This is a genomic window from Megasphaera vaginalis (ex Srinivasan et al. 2021) (assembly GCF_000478965.1).
Classification (GTDB): domain Bacteria; phylum Bacillota; class Negativicutes; order Veillonellales; family Megasphaeraceae; genus Megasphaera; species Megasphaera vaginalis.
The window spans coordinates 22,025-46,054 of the sequence record NZ_AWXA01000046.1 but is presented as its reverse complement, the minus strand read 5'-3'; the positions used below and the strand labels follow the sequence as shown (position 1 = coordinate 46,054).

21 protein-coding genes, 1 other RNA gene, 1 pseudogene and 1 other annotated feature are annotated in these 24,030 nt (G+C 49.5%); of the genes and pseudogenes, 20 read left to right on the top strand and 3 right to left on the bottom strand.

What is annotated here, in order from left to right; translation table 11 throughout:
* Positions 1-546: 546 nt before the first annotated feature.
* Positions 547-1,731: an acetyl-CoA C-acetyltransferase gene (locus HMPREF1250_RS08215; protein ID WP_023054219.1), complete on the bottom strand. Its 1,185-nt coding sequence runs from the start codon at positions 1,729-1,731 to the stop codon at positions 547-549.
* 1,035 nt (positions 1,732-2,766) lie between these two features.
* On the opposite strand from HMPREF1250_RS08215, the gene HMPREF1250_RS08210 reads away from it, so the two are divergent.
* The 7 genes from HMPREF1250_RS08210 (at position 2,767) to rplT (ending at position 6,899) form a co-directional block, all read left to right on the top strand.
* The gene (locus tag HMPREF1250_RS08210; RefSeq protein ID WP_023054183.1) at positions 2,767-3,372 is read left to right on the top strand and encodes a hypothetical protein; all 606 of its coding nucleotides are present in this window, start codon (positions 2,767-2,769) and stop codon (positions 3,370-3,372) included.
* Complete coding sequence (locus HMPREF1250_RS08205) at positions 3,369-4,055, top strand: TVP38/TMEM64 family protein (RefSeq protein ID WP_023054207.1); 687 nt, start codon at positions 3,369-3,371, stop codon at positions 4,053-4,055. The genes HMPREF1250_RS08210 and HMPREF1250_RS08205 overlap by 4 nt, the downstream gene beginning before the upstream one ends.
* A gap of 10 nt (positions 4,056-4,065) precedes the next feature.
* Complete coding sequence (locus HMPREF1250_RS08200; RefSeq protein ID WP_023054163.1) at positions 4,066-5,310, top strand: deoxyguanosinetriphosphate triphosphohydrolase family protein; 1,245 nt, start codon at positions 4,066-4,068, stop codon at positions 5,308-5,310.
* 56 nt (positions 5,311-5,366) lie between these two features.
* A complete protein-coding gene (locus HMPREF1250_RS08195; RefSeq protein ID WP_023054220.1) occupies positions 5,367-5,600 on the top strand; it encodes a DUF1653 domain-containing protein in 234 nt (77 codons plus the stop codon).
* Positions 5,601-5,655: 55 nt separating this feature from the next.
* Positions 5,656-5,765 (top strand) — a sequence feature (ribosomal protein L20 leader region).
* An 11-nt stretch (positions 5,766-5,776) separates the two neighbouring features.
* The gene (gene infC, locus HMPREF1250_RS08190; protein WP_036243049.1) at positions 5,777-6,292 is read left to right on the top strand and encodes a translation initiation factor IF-3; all 516 of its coding nucleotides are present in this window, start codon (positions 5,777-5,779) and stop codon (positions 6,290-6,292) included.
* A 17-nt stretch (positions 6,293-6,309) separates the two neighbouring features.
* Positions 6,310-6,507: a 50S ribosomal protein L35 gene (gene rpmI / locus HMPREF1250_RS08185; RefSeq protein ID WP_023054202.1), complete on the top strand. Its 198-nt coding sequence runs from the start codon at positions 6,310-6,312 to the stop codon at positions 6,505-6,507.
* Between the two features lie 41 nt (positions 6,508-6,548).
* Entirely contained in the window at positions 6,549-6,899 is a 351-nt protein-coding gene (gene rplT, locus HMPREF1250_RS08180) for a 50S ribosomal protein L20 (RefSeq protein WP_023054158.1), read from the top strand.
* Between the two features lie 99 nt (positions 6,900-6,998).
* Here the strand turns inward: rplT and HMPREF1250_RS08175 are convergent, their stop codons facing one another.
* Positions 6,999-7,556 carry a helix-turn-helix domain-containing protein gene (locus HMPREF1250_RS08175; protein ID WP_023054156.1) on the bottom strand — a complete coding sequence of 186 codons (558 nt, stop codon included), beginning with the start codon at positions 7,554-7,556 and terminating at the stop codon, positions 6,999-7,001.
* Between the two features lie 159 nt (positions 7,557-7,715).
* Between HMPREF1250_RS08175 and HMPREF1250_RS08170 the strand changes: the two genes are divergently transcribed.
* A complete protein-coding gene (locus HMPREF1250_RS08170; RefSeq protein WP_023054154.1) occupies positions 7,716-8,660 on the top strand; it encodes a pyridoxal-phosphate dependent enzyme in 945 nt (314 codons plus the stop codon).
* A 136-nt stretch (positions 8,661-8,796) separates the two neighbouring features.
* Here HMPREF1250_RS08170 and HMPREF1250_RS08165 read toward each other — a convergent pair whose 3' ends face one another.
* Positions 8,797-9,654, bottom strand: coding sequence for a LysR family transcriptional regulator (locus HMPREF1250_RS08165; protein ID WP_023054177.1), 858 nt, complete (start codon positions 9,652-9,654; stop codon positions 8,797-8,799).
* Positions 9,655-9,814: 160 nt separating this feature from the next.
* Here HMPREF1250_RS08165 and HMPREF1250_RS08160 point away from each other — a divergent pair, with 160 nt between their 5' ends.
* The 12 genes and pseudogenes from HMPREF1250_RS08160 (at position 9,815) to HMPREF1250_RS08105 (ending at position 24,029) form a co-directional block, all read left to right on the top strand.
* Positions 9,815-11,068, top strand: coding sequence for a diaminopimelate decarboxylase family protein (locus tag HMPREF1250_RS08160; protein WP_071784768.1), 1,254 nt, complete (start codon positions 9,815-9,817; stop codon positions 11,066-11,068).
* 135 nt (positions 11,069-11,203) lie between these two features.
* Positions 11,204-11,740, top strand: coding sequence for a hypothetical protein (locus HMPREF1250_RS08155; protein ID WP_023054206.1), 537 nt, complete (start codon positions 11,204-11,206; stop codon positions 11,738-11,740).
* Between the two features lies 1 nt (position 11,741).
* On the top strand, positions 11,742-12,257 hold the full coding sequence (locus HMPREF1250_RS08150; RefSeq protein WP_023054160.1) for a transcription repressor NadR: 516 nt from the start codon (positions 11,742-11,744) through the stop codon (positions 12,255-12,257).
* Positions 12,258-12,370: 113 nt separating this feature from the next.
* Positions 12,371-13,705 (top strand): MFS transporter, encoded by a 1,335-nt coding sequence (locus HMPREF1250_RS08145; RefSeq protein WP_023054165.1) that lies wholly within the window; start codon positions 12,371-12,373, stop codon positions 13,703-13,705.
* Positions 13,706-14,093: 388 nt separating this feature from the next.
* Complete coding sequence (serC, locus tag HMPREF1250_RS08135; RefSeq protein ID WP_023054194.1) at positions 14,094-15,167, top strand: 3-phosphoserine/phosphohydroxythreonine transaminase; 1,074 nt, start codon at positions 14,094-14,096, stop codon at positions 15,165-15,167.
* Between the two features lie 22 nt (positions 15,168-15,189).
* A complete protein-coding gene (gene serA, locus HMPREF1250_RS08130; RefSeq protein ID WP_023054199.1) occupies positions 15,190-16,785 on the top strand; it encodes a phosphoglycerate dehydrogenase in 1,596 nt (531 codons plus the stop codon).
* 9 nt (positions 16,786-16,794) lie between these two features.
* Positions 16,795-17,437: pseudogene (locus tag HMPREF1250_RS08125) on the top strand (histidine phosphatase family protein).
* A gap of 29 nt (positions 17,438-17,466) precedes the next feature.
* Positions 17,467-18,744: a serine--tRNA ligase gene (gene serS, locus HMPREF1250_RS08120; protein ID WP_023054162.1), complete on the top strand. Its 1,278-nt coding sequence runs from the start codon at positions 17,467-17,469 to the stop codon at positions 18,742-18,744.
* A gap of 120 nt (positions 18,745-18,864) precedes the next feature.
* Positions 18,865-19,044: non-coding RNA, 6S RNA (ssrS, locus tag HMPREF1250_RS11230), on the top strand.
* Between the two features lie 154 nt (positions 19,045-19,198).
* On the top strand, positions 19,199-21,670 hold the full coding sequence (locus tag HMPREF1250_RS08115; RefSeq protein WP_036243040.1) for a DNA translocase FtsK 4TM domain-containing protein: 2,472 nt from the start codon (positions 19,199-19,201) through the stop codon (positions 21,668-21,670).
* 73 nt (positions 21,671-21,743) lie between these two features.
* Positions 21,744-22,142, top strand: a complete 399-nt coding sequence (locus tag HMPREF1250_RS08110) for a helix-turn-helix domain-containing protein (protein ID WP_023054178.1) — start codon at positions 21,744-21,746, stop codon at positions 22,140-22,142.
* Between the two features lie 9 nt (positions 22,143-22,151).
* The gene (locus tag HMPREF1250_RS08105) at positions 22,152-24,029 is read left to right on the top strand and encodes a YgiQ family radical SAM protein (RefSeq protein WP_023054176.1); all 1,878 of its coding nucleotides are present in this window, start codon (positions 22,152-22,154) and stop codon (positions 24,027-24,029) included.
* The last annotated feature ends 1 nt before the right edge of the window (position 24,030 follow it).

Below are 24,030 nucleotides of genomic sequence, written 5' to 3'. Positions count from 1 at the left end.
GAATAAGCCTTGCTATCAGGAACGGGATCGCGTATATCGGATTTCATGGGATGGTCCGCCGTTTAAAGCGATATGAGAGTTTTTAATCATGGAAGCCGGAAGTCACGCCGGTTCGTATTAACGATATGGAATCTGTTGATACAGAACCTGTCGTCGGTGTTCCCGGTAACGTGCCCGGTAAGGAGCGTAGTAAACGGGGAGGGCAAGCGTTATGGCGCCGGACGATGGTAAGCCGTCTATTGTCGGGATCCGAGCAAAGGGGCCTATAAAGAGGGGATAACCATTTTCCGGGATCACAGACTGCCTCTGTCTGGAGGCGATCATCAGGAGAGTAGGAACGTCTGTATTGCCGATAAACGCCTGGCTACGTCATGGGAAGCGAGAGTGTATAGCGCGGCGGGCAGTCGACAGAGCGGCATAAATAGGTCGAAAGCGGGGATGGCGGAAACGTAAATATGGCATTCAAAAAGTATGTATGCAGGTAAAAAAGAAAGACAGGACATCATGTCCTGTCTTTCTTTTTTTGATTCCCTGTGTGAAAGAACCTTATTTGATCCGTTCGACGATGCAAGCCGTACCCTGGCCGCCGCCGATGCAGAGTGTAGCCAAACCATAAGTGCCGTCAACTTCCTGGAGACCGTAGAGAAGTGTAACGAGAATACGGGCGCCAGATGCACCGATCGGGTGTCCGATCGCAATAGCACCGCCATGGATGTTGACTTTATTCATGTCAAGACCGAGCTCACGGCAGCAATATACAGCCTGTGCTGCAAAGGCTTCGTTTGCTTCGATAAGATCGAGTTTGTCGCCTGTCAGGCCGGCTTTTTCAAGGGCTTTGCGGGAAGACGGAACGGGGCCTGTACCCATGATAGCGGGATCAACGCCGGCAGAAGCGTAGCTTACGATTTTGGCAAGCGGCTTAATGCCGAGTTCTTTGGCTTTGTCAGCAGACATGACGACAAATGCGGCAGCGCCGTCGTTGATGCCGGAAGCGTTACCTGCCGTAACCGTGCCGCCGTCTTTTTTGAATGCCGGTTTTAATTTGGCGAGACCTTCGACTGTTGTGCCTTCGCGAGGGAATTCGTCCGTATCAACGATAATGTCGCCTTTTTTGCCGTGAATGACGACGGGAACGATCTGCGTTTTGAATGCGCCGCTCTTAATGGCTTCACAAGCTCTGACCTGCGAACGGCAGCCCAAAGCATCTTGATCTTCGCGGGTTACATTAAAGCGTTCGGCAACGTTTTCTGCCGTCATACCCATGTGATATTGATTGAAAGCGTCCCATAAGCCGTCTTTAATCATTTCATCAACGAATTTGCTGTCGCCCATACGATAGCCCCAACGAGCTTTTTGTACGAGATACGGAGCCATCGACATGTTTTCCATGCCGCCTGCTACGATAATATCAGCGTCACCGGCTTTGATCATCTGTGCTGCCAACGATACGCAACGAAGACCGGATCCGCAAACTTTGTTAATTGTCATGGCCGGGGTTTCGATGGAAAGACCGGCTTTGATCATTGCCTGACGAGCAGGATTCTGTCCGAGACCTGCCTGGAGAACATTGCCCATTACGACTTCTTCAACGGCTTCCTTCTGGATACCGGCCCGTTTGATTGCTTCTTCAATAACGACAGCGCCGAGATCTACGGCAGGAACGTCTTTGAAAGCTCCGCCATATTTACCAACAGCTGTACGGCAAGCGCTTACGATTACTACTTCTTTCATCTCATAACCACCCTTTCTGAATGCGAAAATAAATTAGGTATACTTTTTCATACAGTAGATGAATCTGCTGTTTCAAACATGAATATGATCGGATAATCCGGTAACGTCATAAATTCAGCAACTGCTGTAAAATATGAGTTCCAAATTTCACAATCTCTACATACATTATAGTATATTTTTTCACAAAGAAAAGCAAGAGGAAAAAGGAGATATTCCTATGCTGATTAGTCATTGGATAATAAAATGCAAGGCGTAAAAAGAATGCTTAAATTTAGACTGGCCGAAAAAGGGAAAAATAAAAGCAGCAGTTCCTTTTATCGAAGATATGACTCATAAAAATCTCGATATCGATAAGAGTAGGACTGCTGCTTTTGCCATGCCATTTTCCACTTAGAACATATTAACGATGAAGCTGTAGCTCATCAGAATGCCGAGGGAAATAATCAACTTGAAATTTTCGTTTAAACCGCTCATAGGGAAAGCTCCTTTCTGTCTGTAAATGCAATTAAATGAATATTCATAAGCTTAATTACTTTATAGCATATTGACAACAAAACTATAACTCATTAAGATTCCGAGTGATATAACTAATTTTACGTTTTCATTTAACTGTGTCATTGTATGGTCACCTCTTCGTAATCCAAATTCGGGATACGTATGATTTATAGTAAACAGATAGATAAAACAAAATTTAAAACGTTTAATCTATCTGGAATTATAATAGCACTAGCCATAAAAAATACAATAGGCATCTTAGGCATTAATACACACTCAAAATGATGTAAATGCAATTGTTGTTTTTCCGGTTATGCCAAATTAAGTTACAGGACAGATAAATGTCGGTGTTTTAACTGAAAAAGGCGGAATAAAAAAAGATTGAAAAATATAAAATATGTATAAATTTTCTAAAAATATTCAAAACTTTAATTGTTTAAGAAGAATAGCGATACAGAAAGGAGGGCCTTCCCTCGACAGCCGGAAGGGAACATCATATAATAAATAAAAGCTTAAATAAAGATTGAAAAGGAGAAAGAAATGGGGTTTTTAGATGCCTTTTATCAGAATAAACCGGCCGAATCGGGAAGCGATAAGATTTATAATCGCGCTTATCGGCTTTTTAATTCGCCGGAAGAGCAAAACCAATTGTTGCCGGAGAACATCAGAAATGCTTTGTTACAAGGACGAAACTGCGATGAAATAGGTGGTAGCGGCGAATTTGGCAAGGTCCCGACCAATCCGATTCCCGTTAACGGGAGCTTTGGAGAATGGAGTTATTTATCCAAGTTGCGGTTAGCCGATACCGGCGGTCGGCTTTTTTTTCATAAAGTCCGCACAATCGGTGATGTAGATGTGTTTGTCGTCGTTAGCGGCAGCGGCAAACATGCTGCCCTTTTATATTTTGATCCCGGACATCCAAGGCCGTCGGGCTATTGCCCTGAAGGGTATATCCTGGAACGGGAGGCTGTTTTTCCGCGCGGTATTACAACTACGTATCCGGAGTTCCCCAAAGGATTGTACGGGCGCATCAAGAAGGAAGCAAAACAGCGGCTCCATGTCGACATTGCCGAAAAAGAAGCGAAACAGATCGCCGTTGCTGAAGTCCGGAAGGCGTTGCGTCAGTTAAAGGGGTACGAATCATGAAACGGAAACCGATTATTGAGTCGAACCGATGGTTGCAAATTGCCGTTTGCATCATTCTCTTGCTGATCTTTGTGGCCGTTCATTTTTTTATTCCCGATTTTTATCACAACTTGGTGGTATTGACGACGAGCGGAAATATTCGCGGTCTGATCGGCTATATCGGCTCCTTCGGCTACGGTGCGATGGCTATCAGTATTTTCATGATCGTTTTGACCAACATGACCGGCCTGCCGTCATTGCCTTTTCTCATTGTCAACGGCATCATGTTCGGGTTAATTCCCGGCATCATTATTTCATGGATCGGCGAGTTTCTGGGCAATGAAGCGGGGTTTCTGATCATGCGAACCGTTTTGCGCGGCTACGCGCAGCGCTTGATTGAAAAGAGCAATATGCTCAGCAAAATTGATTCGTACAGTACGATAAAGAATGTCGCTATTGCCAGAGCGATCCCGTATTCCCCCAACGTTCTCTTTACTGCCTTGATAGCGATGAGCAAGATCGGCTTTCGTGACCATACGGCGGCGACTTTTGTCGGTAAATTGCCTGCCGTCGTCATTGAAGTTTGGTTGGGGCATGACTTGATTCATATACAACAGCATGGCGGACGTTTACTGGTTCTCGTGATGGGGATTGCCGTGGCTTACGGAATTTATCACTATTACAAGCGGAAAAAATCCACATAAAGGAGGAACGATGAAAGGGTCTTTTGCGAGTGTGCGGATGGATGAGCAACATCCTCATTGGCGACAGGCAGTCGCCAGAAAAGGGCGTCTTTATCGGCGTGAAGGTGATTTTCGTACCGAGTTCGGACGGGACTACACGCGGATTATTCATTCGACGGCATACAGTCGGCTGAAACACAAAACACAGGTTTTTTTCACGACGAAGAATGATCACATTTCGACGCGCATCGATCACGTTAACCAAGTGAACTCCGTCAGCAGCACGATCGGGCAGTTCTTGGGACTGAACACGGAGTTGATCGGGGCGATCGCGCAGGGCCATGATTTGGGGCATTCCCCTTTCGGGCATTTGGGAGAACGGGTGTTGCGGGAAATCAGTAAGAAGGAATTGGGGGAAACGTTCTGGCATGAACGGCAGGGGTTGCGTGTAGTCGATTCCATTGAGACCTTGTTGGATCCTGCCGGCAGAACTAGCAATCTGATGTTGACGTATGCCGTTCGTGACGGCATTATCAGTCATTGCGGCGAAGTGCGGCAAACCGTACTGCGGCCGCGACGGGAAGCCCTTGATCTGGACGTGATCCGTCGCCCTAATGAGTATGAACCGTACACCTGGGAAGGCTGTGTCGTCAAAATTGCCGATAAGATCGCTTATCTTGGCAGAGATATTGAGGACGCCGTCAGGTTGCACATCCTTAAAGAGGACGGGCAGCCGCTGAAGGAGCTGTTGCGGCAATTGAACAGTCATCTGCGGATGAATCTCCAATCGGTTACGAATACAGCCATTATGTATCCGCTGGTAACGGATATTTGCCGCGAAAGCACGCCGGAAAAAGGGTTGGTCTTGTCGGCGTCACATTTGCAACTTATGGATACAGTCATGAAATTTAATTACCGGCATATTTATCGCAGCAAACGGTTGGAAAATTACCATGCTTACGCTCGTCTGATATTGGAATCAATTTACTCTCTTTTAAAAGAATGCTATGCCGGCGACGGAACCTTAGACAATCTTCGCCTTCTGCAGCACGATTACCCGACGCTGGGACGTCATTTTCTGGAACGGATGTACAAGTTGTCCGACGTCGGCAGGAAAACGGCGCTACACGATAAATTCGGCAACGATTTCGGCAATGCCGTGCTCTATCGCATCAGCTCGACGGAGCGCGATTACCGAATTGCCTGTATTGATTACATCGCCGGCATGACGGATACGTATGCGGAAAAAATATTTGTCGAAATGACGACTTTTTAGTCTCGGTGTGCTACAATGTAGGGCATAGTTGGCAAGTCGGACAAAAGGAGGAACGCATGAGAGATTTACCGCAAGAAAAGGAAATTTGGCTTCATTTCAAGGGAGGTACGTACCAGATCATCACCTTGGCCGAACATACGGAAACGGGTGCTCAATTCGTTATTTACAAAGCGCTGGACGGAAATCGGAAGACCTATGCCAGGCCGCTGAAAGAGTTTATGGGCGAAATTGACAGGAATAAATATCCGAAGGCGGAACAAGATTACCGCTTCGTGCTTCGCAAACGATGAGATTAGAATATTTTTCTTGACAGCGTGCGTATATATTTGATAAAATGAATTCGCTAAAATCAAGCAGAGGCTATCCGCTTCTCACCTTACACGACGTTACGTTACTAGGGTTTATGTTGTACGGTAAGAGCGGATAGCCCATGCTGTCCGTTCTTTTTTTATGGAGGTGAAAGACGATTAGTAAGGAACAGCGTATTAACGAACAAATCAGAGCCCGTGAAGTCCGCGTAGTAAGTGATACGAACGAACAGCTTGGCGTCATGTCGCTTCGTTCAGCTCTGCAGATCGCTGAAGAACGCCGGTTGGATTTGGTTGAAGTTGCTACGAATGCCAAACCGCCTGTCTGTCGTATTATGGATTATGGCAAGTATCGCTACGAACAGCAGAAACGCGAAAAAGAGGCTAAGAAGAAACAAAAAGTGCTGACGTTGAAAGAAGTCAAATTACGGCCCAACATTGAAGACCATGATTTCAACGTCAAAAAGAAGGCTGCAGAAAAGTTTTTAGGTGAAGGCAGCAAGGTCAAGGTGACGATCATGTTCCGCGGCCGTGAAATGAGCCATCCTGAATTGGGCAGAAATTTGCTGATTCGTTTCGCTGATGAACTGAAAGAACTTGCACACGTAGAAAAAGAGCCGAAAATAGAGGGCAGAAACATGACGATGGTTATGGCTGTCAATAAGGTGAAGTAAGAGGAGGATATTGTATCATGCGGAAATTAAAAACCCGCCGCGCTGCGGCAAAACGTTTTTCCTTGACGGGAACCGGTAAATTCAAACGTGCGAAGGCTTATAAGAGTCATATCTTGGAAAAGAAATCTCAAAAACGGAAACGGAACTTACGTAAAGCGGCATTAGTGGCCAAAACCAATCTTGATGCCGTTCGTAAAATGTGCCCGTACGCATAAGCTGTCGTAGTTTGCAATTGTAAATTGGGAGGAATCATATAATGGCTAGAATTAAAGTCGGTGTTACAGCACACGCTCGTCATAAAAAAATCTTGAAAATGGCTAAAGGCTATCGCGGTACGCGCAGCCGTCTCTTCAAAAAAGCAAACGAAAGTGTCATGAAGGCGCTTTTCTATGCTCGTCGTGATCGTCGCACGAAAAAACGTGAATTCCGCAAATTGTGGATTGCCCGTATCAATGCCGCGTCCCGTGCCAACGGTATGAGTTACAGTCGGTTTATCTGCGGTCTCACGAAGGCCGGTGTTATCGTTAACCGTAAAATGCTCGCCGATCTCGCTGTCAATGATGCAGCCGGGTTTGCAAAATTGGTAGACGTAGCCAAAGCACAGTAAGAGACAGAATAAAAAGGTCTTGCCTTTAAGGCAAGACCTTTTTTGCATGTAAGGCGGCATTGCAATCAAGCGGCAGTTTTTTTCCCGGACGGGGTACTGTCAAAGTTTGGGGTAATACATCATTACGAAGACAGCGGCTGTGTCCAGGCTGTCGTTGGAATACCAATGCGGTTTATCGCCGGGAAAGTGGAGAACTTCACCGGCCGCTGCCGTCAGATTTTCATCGGGAAGGTGCAGCGTGATGTTGCCTGATGCAATAAAGGCATACTCTTCGACACCGGCATAATGGACCTGTTTGGCTGTACAGCCGCCTGGCTGATAAGTACAGGTATATAATTCAATCCCTTTAGACTCGTCAAATTCCATGAGCGGATGATAAATGCAGCCTGTCTCATCATCGCCGACAGATGTCGCGGCAGGTCGATAAATGACGGCCCCTTGCGTTCCTTGCGGTTTTAAGAAAAAATTCAGCGGTGTCTTCAACGTATTTGCTAAATTCCACAATATCGAAATTGAAGGATTTCTGATACCCCGTTCAATTTCGCTTATCATGCTTTTGCTGACACCGGATGCCGCTGAAAGCGATTCTAAAGTCAGGTTTCGCTGTTTGCGGATAAATTTGAGATTACTCCCAATATTTTCACTAATAGTATCCATAAAACACCTCACATATGGCACTTGCCAAAACAAGAATAATAGACTATAATTCCGTTATAAAGGAAATAATTTCATTATATAGAAATTTCGATATAATGAAATTATAGTCTTAGTATACAATAAATAGCCCAAGTATTCCAGCAAAGGAGCGTGAGTGGCATGCAATTGTATTCGCAGACACCGCTAATTGAATTATGCAGTGAACATGCACAGGGCCGCAAGGTGGCGGTAAAAATGGATGCCTGGCAGCCGTCGGGATCGTTTAAACTGCGCGGTATGGAACGACTGTGCAGGCAGGCTGTAGCTGACGGAGCGGCTTGTCTCATTTCTTCATCGGGAGGCAACGCCGGTCTCTCCGCAGCCTATGTCGGTCATAAGTTAGGGATACCGGTTACTGTCGTCGTGCCGCAATCGACGGATCAGGAGACTGTTGCACTGCTGCGTGCACAGGGAGCGGAAGCCATTGTTTATGGTGACGTCTGGGATGAAGCCGATGCCCATGCGCGGGAACTTTTGGCAAATCGACAGGGCGCTTATATCCCGCCTTTCGATCATCCTCTTCTTTGGCAAGGACACGCAACACTCGTCGATGAATTAAAAGAACAATGTGACAGCCAGCCTGACTGTATTATCCTTTCCGTAGGGGGCGGCGGTTTATTCTGCGGCGTCATGGAAGGGCTGATTCGCAATGGTTGGACAGACACGGTTGTTATTGCAGTGGAAACAGAAGGAACAGCGTCCTTAGCCGCCGCAGTCAAGGCAGGTCATTTGGTAGCGCTTAACGGCATTCATTCGGTGGCGACCAGTCTCAGCGCGCAGAAAGTGGCCCAACAGGCTTTGGATTATGCGCTGCAATATCGGGTTGTCCCTTGTATTGTCAGTGACGCCGCCGCGGTGCGGGCCTGCCTTCGCTTTGCCGATGAGTGCCGTACCTTGGTGGAACCGGCTTGCGGCGCTTCTTTGTCTGTCGTGTATGATAACTTACCGCTGTTGAAGCCATATAAAAATATTGTTGTAGAAGCCTGCGGCGGCTCTAAAATCAGTTTGAAAAAGCTTCTTCATTATCAAAAAGTCTACGGGCTGGAAAGGTCCGAAAAGAATTAGGCCCCCTTTATTTTCAAGGTTGCCGTGAGAACGGCAGGCACAAAGAATTTTGCCTGCTGTTCTTTTTGCTGCTGATAGAGATATCTCTCTGTACCGTGTGAATACCGCCTGTGTTCATAGCACGATCCGGTCATGCTTATAGCAAAAGGGCTTGCTCCAGTTTTTGCGGTACCGTATTTGGATTGCGCGTAATGTAGTAGCTGTCGACTTGAGGCGGCGCAAAATCAAGCAGGGGAATTGAACGAAGGCGGCGCTGAATGAGTTCTTCTTCAATCAAGCTTTCCGGCAGAAAGGTATAGCCAAGGCCGGCGGCAACGTATTGAGGCAGCTTCGTACTGTTGTCTATTTCCATGGGAAAACGATGATGTTTGGGGAAAAGGTCGCGAATGTAAAGGCCGACGCCTTGCAGGGCGAAATTGCAGAATAAGTAATCGATTGTCTGCAGATCGCGCTGGTAAATGCCGTTTCTGTATTCATCATTGGCGGCGGCGCAGACAAGGTGCATCGTGTCACAGTGATAGGGGCGACAGATAAAGCCTTCTTTGTATAGAGACGTGAAAGAAAAAACGGCGTCAAGAAGACCGCTTTGCAGCATTTCCAACATTTCCTTCGTATGACTGATCGTAATTTCAACAGAGACAGGCGGTTTTGCCGTCAAATAGGCAAGCAATTTCTTTTGCAAGTGACATTCATAGATCGTATTGGTCGTTCCCAGACGAATCTGCCGCGTATAGGCAGGTGCCAACTGTAATTCCTGCAGGGCCTTTATTTCCAATTCGACAAAGCGTTGCGCGTAGTCGAGGAATGTGTTTCCTTCTCTCGTCAGTTCTACTTGTTTGTGGTTGCGCGTGAATAAGGCCGTACCCAGTTCCGATTCCAGATCGCGGATCCGATTTGTAACTGTCGATTGGGCAACGAAAAGTTGTTGGGCTGTTTTGGTAAAATTTTTGATCTGCGCCAGCGTAATAAAGGTGCGCAGCGTGATTGTATCCATGGCACATACCTAGTCATTCGAATATCAAATCAATCTTATTGATATAATCTATTTTACAAATTACCTTGCACTATTATATAATAAACGTGAAAAAGAGACAAGAATGGATGGATATAAGGGAAAGAGTTGCAGGTTTTGCAGAAAGGATGGAATCGTTGTCATGAATGAAAAGAAAGTGCCTTTTACGGAAACGCAGATTCGCGAGATTATAAAGCAATATCCGACGCCTTTTCATATTTACGATGAAAAAGCGATTATTGATAATGTCCGTAAGCTGATCAATGCTTTTTCTTGGGCGTATGACTTCAAAGAATATTTTGCTATCAAGGCGACGCCGAATCCGTATATCATGCGCCTGCTCCAAAATGAAGGCGTAGGTGCGGACTGCAGTTCTTTGCCGGAATTGATTCTTTGTGAAAAGGTCGGTATCGGCGGCAGAGATATCGTTTTTTCATCAAATGATACGCCGTACGAAGAGTATCAAAAGGCATTGGAAATGGGGGCGTTGATCAATTTAGATGATATTTCGCTGATTGATTACTTGGAAGAAAACGGGCCGTTGCCGGAATGGATGTGTGTCCGCTATAATCCCGGCCCGTTGTTGCAGGGCGGCAATGATATTATCGGTGTGCCGGAAGAGGCTAAATACGGTATGACGCGGGAGCAAATCTTTGAAGCTCTCACGATTCTTCAGACGAAAGGCGTAAAGCATTTCGGCCTGCATACGATGGTCGTGTCCAATGAACTCAATGCCGGCGGCCTGATTCATACGGCCAAAATGATGTTTGAATTAGCTGCCGAAGTTCATCACACTTTGGGCATCGATATTGAATTCCTCGATTTCGGCGGCGGTATCGGACTGCCGTATCGTCCGGAAGAAAACTTTGTCGATTACGCTGAACTCAGCGCCGGTATTCGGCGGTATTTTGAAGAGATTATGGAGCCTGTCGGACTTCACCGAACGCGCATTTCCTTCGAATGCGGCCGCGCTATTACGGGGCCTTACGGGTATTTGGTGACGACGGCGATTCACCATAAGCATATTTGGAAAGAATATATCGGCGTCGACGCTTCTATGGCCAACTTAATGCGTCCCGGCATGTACGGTTCTTACCATCATCTGACGGTTATGGGAAAAGAAGAAGCGCCTCTCGATCATGTTTATGACGTTACCGGATCGCTTTGCGAAAATTGCGATAAATTTGCAATTGACCGTAAGTTGCCGAAAATCGAAGACGGTGATATCCTGGCTATTCACGATACCGGGGCGCACGGTCATTCGATGGGATTTAATTATAACGGCAAGCTCCGTTCGGCAGAACTGTTGCTTCATGAGGATGGTACGGTGACGCAGATTCGCCGTGCGGAAACCGTTGATGATCTTTTTGCCACAATCGATTTTTCCGCGTTATAAACAGGTATTGCAGCAGAGTCTGCCGTAGGTAAAGTATACGGCAGACTCTTTTTTTGTCCGGTTTTGTATGCCTCTTGCAGGAAAATGTGATAAGATACTGGTATCATCAGTTGCCGCCGGAAGGGGAGAGGAGCATTGATCCAGTTATATACCTTGTTTACAGGATTCCAAATTACGGCAGCCGTCGTTTTGTTCCTGTATGTATGCCGGTTTCGCCGGCGGTGCATCTGCTCCGTGTGGACTTTTTTTTCTGCTCACGTTATGTATTTACTTTGGGCTGCAGCGATTATTTGTTATTATGCCCAGGCTTTATTTATGACGCTTTTGTGGTTTCTTCTCGGCGTGTTGATCGGTGGCGCAGTTTCCTTTTATCATCGCGATAAATTACCGCATTTTCGTTATTTTGCCGATATCGGAAAATTGCAATGCCCGCCTTTGAAGGGGGCGCCGCTTTTTTATGCAAGTTGGCTTTTCTTTTTTATTGCCATTCAGGTATTTGCTTTTTATTATCCTCTGTATCTGTTGTCGTGGCTTATCCAGATCGGTCTTGGCACCGTTACCGGATTTTTTACCGGACTTTTATGGGGATGCGGCATAGCGTCTTTTTTTAGGGCCTCTTGGGAAGAGATTTCGTTGTATCACGAATTGGTTGAAATGGAAGGAGACGAGTGAAATGGATGGAGAGGAACGCCGGCAGGAAATCGTCAGGCTTTTGTCGTCTTCGCCCAACGCGTTGACGGGAACGGCTTTATCCCGGCAGTGTCAGGTCAGCCGCCAGATTATCGTCGGCGATGTCGCCGTTCTGCGTGCGCAAGGAGTGCCGATCATTTCCACACCGCGCGGATATCAGATGCTGACGTCGGCACATGGCCGCGTCCGGCGCGTTTTTGTCTGCTGTCATGGCGCCGACAAAATGAGGCAGGAATTAGAAGCCATTGTCGACAACGGCGGTATCGTTCATAATGTTGTCATTGAGCATGATGTGTACGGTAATTTGGAAGGCAGCCTGCATCTTCGTTCACGGCGCGACGTTAACGCATATTTGCAGCGCATGGCCGAGGCCAACGCCGAACTGCTCAGCAAGATCAGCGGCGGTATTCATACCCATTTGGTCGAGGCCGCTACGGAAGGAGAGTTGCGCGCCATTGAAGCGGCTCTGCGCCGAAGCGGTGTCTTATATGAGGATTGACGGGCAACGGGAAGTAAAGCAACAGGAATTCCTGTTGCTTTTTTTGTTTTTTCTGCTATAATTTGTATTGTTTACAGTTGTCATGACAGATGTATATATAGGGAGATGAACGTATGATTTTAGAACGATTGGAAGCTTTGCCTGTTGGTACGTTTCATTACAAACTGCTGACTGTTGCCGGCCTGGGGTGGCTTTTTGATTCCATGGACACGGGGCTGATCGCGTTTGTCCTGCCGGTTCTGGCCAAGGATTGGCAGCTGGCGCCGGCACAAATGGGATTTATTGGCAGCATCGGGCTCATCGGTATGGCTCTCGGTGCCGTTGTGGCCGGAACAATGGCCGACCGCTTCGGGCGGAAACAGATATTTACGGCGACAATTCTGTTGTATAGCGTGGCTACCGGCCTTTGCGCGCTGGCCTGGAATTACGAAACGCTTTTACTTTTCCGTTTTCTCGTCGGCTTCGGGCTGGGAGGAGAACTGCCTGTAGCGGCAACGTTGATTACGGAATATTCACCGGCACGGGTTCGGGGACGTTTTCTGGTCCTTCTGGAAAGCTTTTGGGCCGTCGGCTGGATCGCCGCGGCGCTCATTGCCTATTTTTTCATTCCTCTTTATGGGTGGCGCTGGGCGTTTGCCTTGGGGGCTTTACCTGCTCTCTATACCTTCGTGATCCGCATTCATATGCCGGAGTCGGTGCGTTATTTGCTGAAAAAAGGTGATTTTGAAAAGGCGAAGACGATTGTTCGGGAATTGGAAACACGTCTTCAGGTACCGTCTCAGCCGTTTGCGGCGGAAGCCGCCTATGAGCCTGAGGAAGCGTCCTTTTCCCTGCTCTGGTCACGGCAGTTTCGCCGCCGTACCTGTATGTTATGGTTGGCCTGGTTCGGCATCGTTTTCAGTTACTACGGCATTTTCATGTGGCTGCCGTCCTTGGTGTACCAGCAAGGCTTTACTGTCGTCAAGACCTTTTCCTACGTATTGGTCATGACTTTGGCGCAATTACCGGGATATTATGCGGCTGCCTGGCTTGTTGATTTTATTGGTCGTCGGTATACGCTGGCCTTGTTTCTTTTAGGAAGCGGCGTTGCCGGATATTTTTTCGGTCATGCCGCGACGGCTGTCGCTCTGATGGGATGGGGCGCAGTCATGTCTTTTTTCAATCTCGGCGCCTGGGGCGTTATCTATGCCTATACGCCTGAATTATATCCGACACGAATACGCGCTCTCGGCAGCGGCTGGGCCGCCGGATTCGGCCGCATCGGCGGTATGACGGCGCCTCTCCTGGTTGGCGAGATGATTGCGGCAGGAGCACAGATGACGACGGTGTTTTATCTGTTCGCCGCAGTCTTTGTTGCCGTTTCCTGCATCGTCTTTTCGTTGGGAGTGGAAAGCAAGCAAAAGGATTTGGAAAGCATTTCTGCCGATCTCTGCCACAATCAAAAATAAGCATGTCGTTTTATAAATGACATTTGTCCTTTCCTTGACAGATGGCAGACGGCTGGATATAATAAGAAGAAATTATGAAAACGCTATGAGGGAGAAGCAAATTGCCATTCTTTTCAGAGAGCTGCCGGTCGCTGTGAGGCAGCATGACGGTGAGGCGTTCCACTCCGGAGCGGCAAATGATGAATTTGACGGGTATGCCCGGTACAGCTGGCAAAGATGGCCGTACGGCAAGTTGGGTGGCAACGCGGGAAATAGGTTCTCGTCCCTTTTCAGGGGCGAGAACTTTTTGTTTCCAGTACGGCAAATTGGGTGGTACCGCGAGATGGAGAAGCTCGTCCCAAAGGGACGGCTTCTCCGTTTTTAATTTTTTCTGAAGAGGTGTCAGGGTATGGAACGAGTTTATAACTTTAATGCCGGACCGTCGGCGATGCCGCTCTCCGTCTTGCAGACAGTACAACGCGATTTTCTCGATTTCAATCATACCGGTATGAGTATCGTTGAAATCAGTCATCGCAGTGCGGCCTATCAGGAACTGCAGGCCGATACGATTGCGCTGCTGAAAAAGGTGATGCGTATTCCCGTCGGGTACCACATCGTCTTTCTGCAAGGCGGCGGCAGCATGCAATTTCTGATGCATGGCGCCAATTTCCTGAAACGGCGCGGCGCGTATGTCAATACCGGCGTTTGGGCAACGAAAGCGATGGAAGCTGCCGCCTTTTTCGGGCCGATCTATGAAGCGGCCAGCGGTAAAAAGGAAGATTTCGGAAGGATACCGGAAATCGACGCGATTCACCTTCAAAACGATACGGATTATCTTTATATTACGTCCAATAATACGATTTACGGAACGGAATGGCAACAGTATCCGCATCTCGGACTGCCGCTCATCTGCGATGCGTCGAGTGATTTTCTGGCGCGCCCCGTTCATGTGGCCGATTTTGATTTACTGTATGCAGGGGTGCAGAAAAATGTCGGACCTGCCGGCGCCGTTGTCGCGATCATAAAGGATACGCTGCTGCAGCAGGCGCGAACGGATATTCCCGTAATGCTGCAATATCGAACCTTTGTCGAACATGATTCGACGTATAATACACCGCCTGTTTTCGCCATTTATTTTGTCAATCAAGTTTTGCATTGGATCGACCGGAACGGCGGTCTGACGGCGATGGAAATACGCAATCGGCAAAAAGCGGCTATCGTTTACGATGCCATTGACCGGAGTAACGGTTTTTACCGCGGTCATGCCGCCGTTGATTCGCGCAGTTTAATGAACGTAACTTTCCGGTTGGCGACGCCGGAATTGGAAAAGGCCTTCGTTGCCGCCGGCGCGGCGCGGCGGCTTATCGGCCTGAAAGGCCATCGTTCGCTTGGCGGCTGCAGAGCGTCGATTTATAACGCCGTCACCGTAGAGGCCTGTGAAGTGCTGGCGGAATTTATGGACGAGTTCCGCAAGAGACGGTAGGGAGCATAAGGAGGTAAAGGAAATGAAGATATTGGTCAGCGATGATGTATCGGAAAAAGGCGTGGAATTGCTGCGCCGGAACGGGTATGACGTGGAAGTGCAGACGAATTTGGATGAAGACGGTCTGATCGCCTGCATCGGAGAATATGACGGTTTGGTAACGCGTTCGATGACACATGTTACGGCTAACGTTATTGCGGCGGCGAAGAAGTTGAAAGTGATCGGCCGCGCCGGTGTCGGCGTCGACAGCATTGATATCAAGGCGGCCACACAGCGCGGCATTATTGTCGTTAACGCGCCGGAATCGAATACGGTGGCGGCGACGGAACATACATGTGCCATGATCATGGCTGTCACGCGCCATATTCCGCAAGCGTATAATTCACTTCTTGCCGGCGAATGGGATCGGGAACGATTTACGGGCATCCAATTGCGCGGCAAAACGATTGGTATCGTCGGTGTCGGCCGTATCGGCTCGCGTATTGCCAAGCGGATGCAGGCCATGGAAATGCGAACGATCGGTTGTGACCCTTACATTCCCGAAGAGCGGGGCAAGCAGTTGGGCGTTGAGCTCGTTGATCTGGATACGCTCCTGAAAGAAGCGGACTACATTACGCTCCATACGCCGCTGACGAAGGAAACGCGCGGCATGATCGGTGCCGCCGAAATAGCTAAAATGAAGGACGGCGTCCGTCTTATCAATGTTTCCCGCGGCGCTGTTCTCGACATTGAAGCTTTGGCGGCAGCACTGAAGAGCGGTCACGTGGCGGGGGCCGCTATTGACGTTTTTCCGACGGAACCGCTGACAACGGATATCAATCCGTTCATCGGCATGGACAACGTCGTCATTACGCCGCATCTCGGGGCTTCGACGATTGAAGCGCAGGAGGGCGTTTCCCTGGATGTTGCCGAAGGCGTCATGGCGGCGCTGCGCGGTGAACCGGTACCGACAGCCGTCAATATGGCGCCGATTCCGAAAAACGTGTATACGCTGATTCAGCCGTATTTTGATCTGATGGAACGGATGGGCATTCTCGGTGTTTATCTGTCTGAAGGACCGATGCGGGAAATCAGTGTCGAATATACGGGCAAACTGGCCGATACGGAAATCGGCCTTTTGACGACAGCCGTCCTGAAAGGCGCTCTTAATCCGATTCTTCAGGAATCGGTCAATTTTGTCAATGCGCCGGAAGTTGCCCGGACACGCCACATTTCGGTCAAGGAAATAAAGTCCCATGACGCAGGGTATTTCCTCGATGCCGTTACGGTTCGCATCAAGACGGACAAAGGAGAACACTCTTTAGTCGGAACCCTGTTTAATAATACGGAAGCCAAGATCGTACAGATCGATGAATATCGTGTCGATTTCACTCCGGAAGGCTATCTGCTGTTGGCGCCGCATATCGATCAGCCGAACATGATCGGCCAGATTTCCACGATCCTGGGGCAGGCTCATATCAATATTAACGGCATGCAAGTCGGCAAGATGACAAAAGCGGGGCATAATATCATGGCGATTGCCGTGCAGGATGACATTCCGAACGATATTATGTTGAAGCTTCGCTCTATAGACGGGATACTCGGCATGAAACTGATTCATTGCGAAACGCAGTCGTAGGAGGTAGGTATGGTACGAATCATTTTAATCAGACATGGAGAAACGCAGTGGAACATTGAAGGCCGTTATCAAGGGCAGGAAGATACGGCGCTCAGCGAAAAGGGGGTGCAGCAGGGGCATCTGGTTGCCGAAGGGCTGCGTCAGGTCCCGATCGATGTCTGCATTTCCAGCCCTCTGCGCCGGTCGTATCTTACGTGTACTTTCTGCGCCGATCTGCACCGGCTCCAGGTTGTCAAGGACAAACGATTGCTGGAGATCAATCACGGTCTTTGGGAGGGACGTCTGGCCGATGAGATCAGACGTGCTTATCCGGCGGAATTCGCGGCCTGGCATGAGCGGCCGGAGACGGTGACCATGCCGGGAGACGGCGGCGAGTCGCTGGAAGACGTGCGGCGCCGCGTCAGGGACGCCTTTGCCGAGTATGCCGAGGCGTATGACGGGAAGACCGTTCTGGTAGCGGCTCATGACGCCGTTAACAAAGCGATTATTTGTGATCTGCTGGGCTTGGACATGAGTCATTTCTGGCAAATTAAGCAAGACAACACTTGCATAAATGTCTTGGAATGTCATAATGGTAAGTGGCGTTTGGTGCTTTTAAATTCAACTCTTCATATGGGGTACCTGTACAGCGATTGAACAAAAAGGATTATGATTTCAAGACGGTAAAGGAGACGATCAGCGATGTTAGATACTAAATTTATACGTGAAAATCTGGCTGCCGTGAAGGCTAATATTGAAAACCGGCACGCAAAGGTTGATTTGGACGCATTTGCAACTTTGGACGGAGAACGGCGCGAATTGATCCAAAAAGCGGAAGCGATGAAGAATGAACGGAATACGGCGACGCAAGAGATCAGTCGTTTGAAAAGGAATAAGGAAGATGCCGGTGAACAAATCAAAGCCATGAAACAACTGGGCGATGAAATCGATGCGCTCGATAAACAAATTCGCGATGTAGAAGGAAGACTCAGGGATATTCAATTGATGATTCCCAATATGTGTCACGCTTCCGTGCCCTTCGGCAATGATGACAGCGACAATCCGGAAGTGCGTAAGTGGGGCGAAGTGCGCAGCTTTGATTTCCAACCTCTCGATCATTGGGAAGTAGGAGAAAGACTGGGTATTCTCGATGCCGAACGGGCCGCTAAAGTTACAGGCTCACGCTTTTATTTTTATGTTGGCGCCGGCGCCCGTTTGGAACGCGCCGTCTACAATTTCATGCTTGACAGGCATACGGAAAAGGACGGGTATACGGAAGTGATCCCACCGTATATCGTCAATCGCGAATCCATGCAGGGAACAGGGCAACTGCCGAAGTTTTACGAAGATATGTTCCGTCTCGAAGGAACGGAATATTTCCTGATTCCGACGGCTGAGGTGCCGCTGACGAATTATTATCGTGACGAAATCATCGACGGTGCTCAACTGCCGATTTATTTGACGGCGCTGACGCCGTGTTTCCGCGCCGAAGCAGGTTCGGCGGGCCGCGATACGCGCGGGCTGATCCGTCAACATCAGTTCCATAAGGTGGAAATGGTCAAGTACGTAACGCCTGAATCAAGTTATGATGAACTGGATAAGCTGACACGGAATGCGGAAGACATTTTGAAGGAGTTGGGACTGCCGTATCATGTCGTGTGCCTCTGCAGCGGCGATATCGGTTTTTCGGCGGCCAAGACCTTCGATGTGGAGGTTTGGTTCCCTGCCCAACAGAAGTATCGGGAAATTTCTTCGTGCTCCAACACGGAAGACTTCCAGGCTCGCCGTGCCAATATTCGGTTCCGTCGTTCGCCGAAGGACAAACCGGAATACGTTCATACCTTGAACGGCTCCGGCCTGGCCGTCGGCCGGACGGTAGCCGCCATTTTGGAAAATTATCAGCAAGCCGACGGCAGCGTCATTGTGCCGGAAGCACTGCGACCGTACATGGGGTGTGACTTGATCACGAAACGCCTTTAAGCGTATCCGCTAAAACGGCGCCGCTTTTTTCAAAAATGCATCGGCCATTTAGGTGGAACGGCAGCTGTTCTGCGTCATGACTTGATTTTTCACATTAATTTGATATACTATACACAAGAGAAAACCCTACTGTGTGCGTAAATGGTCTCGATGTTTTGAACCAACACTTCATACATTGGGAGTCCGGGCTCTATTGCGGTAAAACAATGCCTTTTGCGGGACTGTTGAACCTCATAGGAGGACACCCACCTGCTTAGGCAGGCTCAAAACTCGGTTTATAAACGGCATGGTGGGGTTCTTTTTCTTATTTGTATACTGCTGACGATAGAGCCGCTGAGACATCTTGGCGGCTTTCTGTTTGATTGAAAAAGCAAATAAATGAACGGTTTGAGCAGATGTAAACTCGCTTTGGAAGGTGAACGGATTGGCACAGGGGAAAAAAGGTGCAATAAAGATGAAAGGCGCTTCGTCGGCGCGAACGGTGCGCAGGAGCGGTAAGAGACGTGGGCGCCGTGTCGATGCGGGGCTGATGAAATATGAGATCATTGGGTTGGTACTGGCTTTTTTCGGCATCTTCGCCAGTCTCGGCGTTATCGGTATCGGTACCGGAAACATTGGCGCCGGACTGGATTCCGCATTGGCCTGGGGGTTCGGTTTCGGTCGCATTGTATTTACTGTCGCCGTTTTGATACTGGGATTAAAATATATTATTGTACGCAAGGCCTGCCCGGTGAATGGTAATTGGCTTGCCGCCGCCTTGGTATATGTTTTGCTTCTGGCTTTTTATCACCTATGTCTCAGTACGGAGGGAACGGAATTCGCGTCGGACGTCCTGCGTTTCGGCGGCGGTCTTGTCGGCGCCGTTGTCGTTTCCCTGCTGCGCACGTTTCTCGGTTCTTTTGCCGCAGGGCTGGCGCTGCTCATCCTTTTGTTCATTACGATCATGATTTGGAAGAAGTTTTCTATTTCACGACCTGTTGCCATTGCTTCCGACAGGGCCGCAGAAGAAGTGGTTAAGGTCTCGGAAAAGGCTGCCGCCGGTATTCACGAAGCTTCGCGGTCACTGCGCCAACAGTGGCAGGAACGGCATATCTATGACGTGGAGAAAGACCTTGAGGAGTCAAGGGGCAGGGAGAAGGTGGACGTATCGTTGCCGCAAAAAGACGAAAACGGGCCGGTTCCGCGTACTGCCGATGAAACCGTGCCGGTCACGGCTGCGGAGACGGCTGACGACGGACTGAACGGACAAGCGCCGGCAGCGGAACCGGAGGAAAAAGGAGACGTGTTGCAGCCAGTGGCGGAAGCGGAAGAAGCCGCTTCTGCCGTCGTGCCGGAAATTGCTGTTCCTGTCGCTGCCGCCACTGCGCCGGCGCCGCAGGAAGGAACTGCGCCTGTCGCCGACATCGCGCTTGATCTTCCCGATCTTCGTCCCGTTGAAGTGGAACGGATCGATGCTGCCGCTGATGTGGGAACACAGGGGCAGAGCGCCGTGCCGACGGCTCAGGGAGAACGGACGTACCGGCTACCGCCTCTTTCCATTCTTCATGCCGGCAAGGAACAAGCGGCGGGACTTAGCGATGAAGTGCGGCAAAATGCAAAGATACTCCAAGAAACACTGCGAAGTTTCAATATTGACGCGACGATCATGAATGCCAGTCAAGGCCCGGCCGTTACGCGCTACGAACTGGAACCGGCGGCCGGTGTCAAAGTCAGCAAAATCGTTCACTTGGCCGACGACATTGCCTTGAAGTTGGCGGCAACGGATATTCGTATTGAAGCGCCCATTCCCGGCAAAGCTGCTGTCGGCATTGAAGTACCGAATAAAAAATTGACGGGTGTAGCGTTGCGCGACGTGCTTGATACCGATTCATTCAAGCATGCGGCTCGCGGCGTACCGGTCAGCCTGGGCAAGGATATTGCCGGCAACCCCGTTATTGCCGATTTGACGAAGATGCCGCATCTGCTTGTTGCCGGTTCCACCGGTTCCGGTAAAAGCGTATGCATCAATACCTTTATTGCCAGTATTCTTTTCAAGCAGCGGCCGGAAGATGTCAAACTGGTGCTGATTGATCCGAAGGTCGTCGAATTATCCAATTATAACGGAATTCCCCATTTGATGACGCCTGTCGTTACCGATCCCAAGAAAGCGGCAAATGTGCTGCGGTGGGCCGTTCGTGAAATGGATGACCGGTACAAACGGTTTGCGCAAACGAAAACCCGCGATATATCGCGGTATAATGAAATCAATCCGGAAGATGCCATGCCTTTTGTCGTGATCATTATCGATGAATTGGCCGATCTGATGATGGCGGCTTCCGGCGATGTTGAAGAATCCATCTGCCGTCTGGCGCAAAAAGCCAGAGCCTGCGGCATGCATCTGGTCCTGGCTACGCAGCGCCCTTCCGTCGACGTCTTGACGGGATTGATCAAAGCGAATGTGCCGAGCCGCATTGCTTTCGCCGTATCCAGTCAGATCGATTCGCGAACCATTTTGGATATGGCCGGCGCCGAAAAGCTTATCGGTAAAGGCGATATGTTGTTTTATCCTATGGGCGCATCGAAGCCGCTCCGCGTGCAAGGGGCCTTCATTTCGGATGGAGAAATCGACGAGTTGGTTGAATTTATTCGTTCTCAAGGTACTCCGGTGTACAGTGAAGCCGTGCAGAAAGCACAAGATGAGTCTGATGAAAAGGCCGATGCGCTTTTTGAAGATGAGCTGATGGAACAGGCTATCGCCATGGTGCTGGAAACGGGTCAGGCATCGGTATCCATGCTGCAGCGCCGCTTCCGTGTCGGGTTTTCCCGCGCTGCACGCATGGTCGATGCCATGGAAGCGCTGCACATCGTCGGGCCCGGCAATGGCAGCAAAGGCAGGGAAATTTTAATGACTGCCGAAGAAGTGGAACGGAAATATCTGCATTCATAAAAAGATATCAATTTTTGGGCAAGTGGTATATAATTATGAAAATGTGTAGTGGGGAAAGAAGGGAGCTGTTTTTTTGTCGTCTATCGGAGAAGTACTGCAGGCCGAACGGCAGCGGCAGGAGCGCACCTTGCCGGAAGTATCCCGTGCCGTACATATAAAGGAAGCGTATTTGGCAGCGTTGGAAGGGAATAGATTTGATGAAATACCGGGCGCTGTTTTTGTCAGGGGCTTTATCCGTACCTACGCATCTTATCTGGGCGTTGACGGTAAAGCGCTCGTGGAAGTTTACCGTGAAGGAATAACGCCGCAGCCGCCGCAGCCGGATGTGCGCCTGGTACAGCAGGCGCGGCAGCGCGATCTGAAGGGCAAAAAAATTGCCAGAAAGAGGCGAAATCAGGGACGGTGGCCGGAAATTACGATTGTTGCCGGTCTCGTTTTGTTTATTTTCCTCATTGCCTGGCTGCTCGTATAGGGGGACTGTATGTCACAGCAGTTTTTGGTCACGAGCCGCGCCGATATGGAAGAACGCGGTTGGGATCAGTTGGATTTCGTCTATATCAACGGAGATGCCTACGTCGATCATCCCGGCTTTGCCGCCGCTGTTATCGGCAGAGTGTTAGAAAGCCGCGGCTATCGGGTCGGTCTCATTTCGCAACCGGACTGGCAACGGTTGGAACCGTTCAAGGCGTTGGGAAGACCGCGTCTGGCGGCGTTGATTACGGCAGGCAATCTCGATTCGATGCTGAATGAAAAGACGGCGGCCAAAAAGATTCGTAATAAAGACAGCTACTCTCCCGGCGGCGCTATCGGACGCCGTCCGGAACGGGCTACCATCGTATACGCCAATCGTATGCGCGAAGCTTACAAGGATGTACCCGTCATTATCGGCGGCATTGAAGCCAGTCTGCGCCGCTTTGCCCATTATGATTACTGGTCCGATAAGGTGCGGCATTCGATTCTGCTTGACAGTAAGGCGGATATACTCAGCTACGGTATGGGAGAACGGTCGATAGTCGAAATAGCCGATGCGTTGGCTGAAGGAAAATCGCCGGCGGAAATGTACAACATCCGCGGCATCTGCTATGTTACAAGCCGAGAGCCGCGAGGGAAGAATCTCGTTTTCTGCCCTTCCTATGAAGAGGTGAAGAGAGATAAGAAGCTTTTTTCGAAAGCTTTTAAAATACAGTATGAAGAGCAGGATCCCTTTTACGGCAAGACGGTTGTGCAGGCGTCGGAAAATCGATATCTCGTCCAGAATCCGCCGGCGTTGCCGTTGACGACGGCTGAACTGGACGCGATATACGAATTGCCCTTTCAACGCCGGTGGCATCCCGCCTATGATGCAGTCGGCGGCGTCCCGGCTTTGCAGGAAGTCCAATTCAGCCTGACCAGCCATCGCGGTTGCTTCGGGAATTGTCATTTTTGTGCGATTGCCAGTCATCAGGGGCGGATTATTCAACATCGCAGTCATCAGTCCTTGCTGCGCGAAGCCGAGAAAATGACGACGTTGCCAGGCTTTAAGGGGTATATCCATGACGTCGGCGGTCCGACGGCCAATTTTCGCCATGCCGCCTGCCGTAAACAGGAAACGGAAGGCGCCTGCCGTAACAGGCATTGCGTCGGCAGTGAAGTCTGTCCGAACGTAAATGCGTCTCACAGCGATTACCTGGCACTGCTTCGGGAAATTCGCCATGTAAAAGGTGTCAAGAAGGTTTTTGTCCGATCAGGGTTGCGGTACGATTATCTTTTGGCGGATAATCCTGCCGAATTTATCGAAGAACTGTGTCGTTATCATGTCAGCGGGCAGCTTAAGGTCGCGCCGGAGCATGTCGTCAAGCATGTGACGGATCTGATGGGGAAGGCTGGCGTACAGGATTTTTTGCGTTTTAAAGAACTTTTTGACGAAGCCAATCGGCAAATCGGCAAGAAGCAATATTTGGTTCCGTATTTTATGTCCAGTCATCCCGGCTGTACGCTGAACGATGCCGTGGCGTTGGCCGAATTTTTGCGCGATATGCATATGCAGCCGGAGCAGGTGCAGGACTTTATTCCTACTCCGGGGAGTCTGTCGACGGCAATGTATTATACAGGTGAAAATCCGCTTACGGGAAAGCCCGTTTATGTTGCCCGCGGCAAAGAAGATAAGCGCATGCAGCGGGCTTTGATGCAATATGCTTCTCCGGCCAATTACGATCTCGTCTATCAGGCGCTCTGCCGCGCCGGCCGCCGCGATCTTATCGGTTACGGGTCCAAATGTCTGATTGGGCCGCGTCGGCTGCCGGAAAAGAGAGCGGCGCAAGACGACGGCCGGCCTGTCAAGAGACGTGTAAAGGTGAGAAAGAAGAGCAAGAACAGGTGAG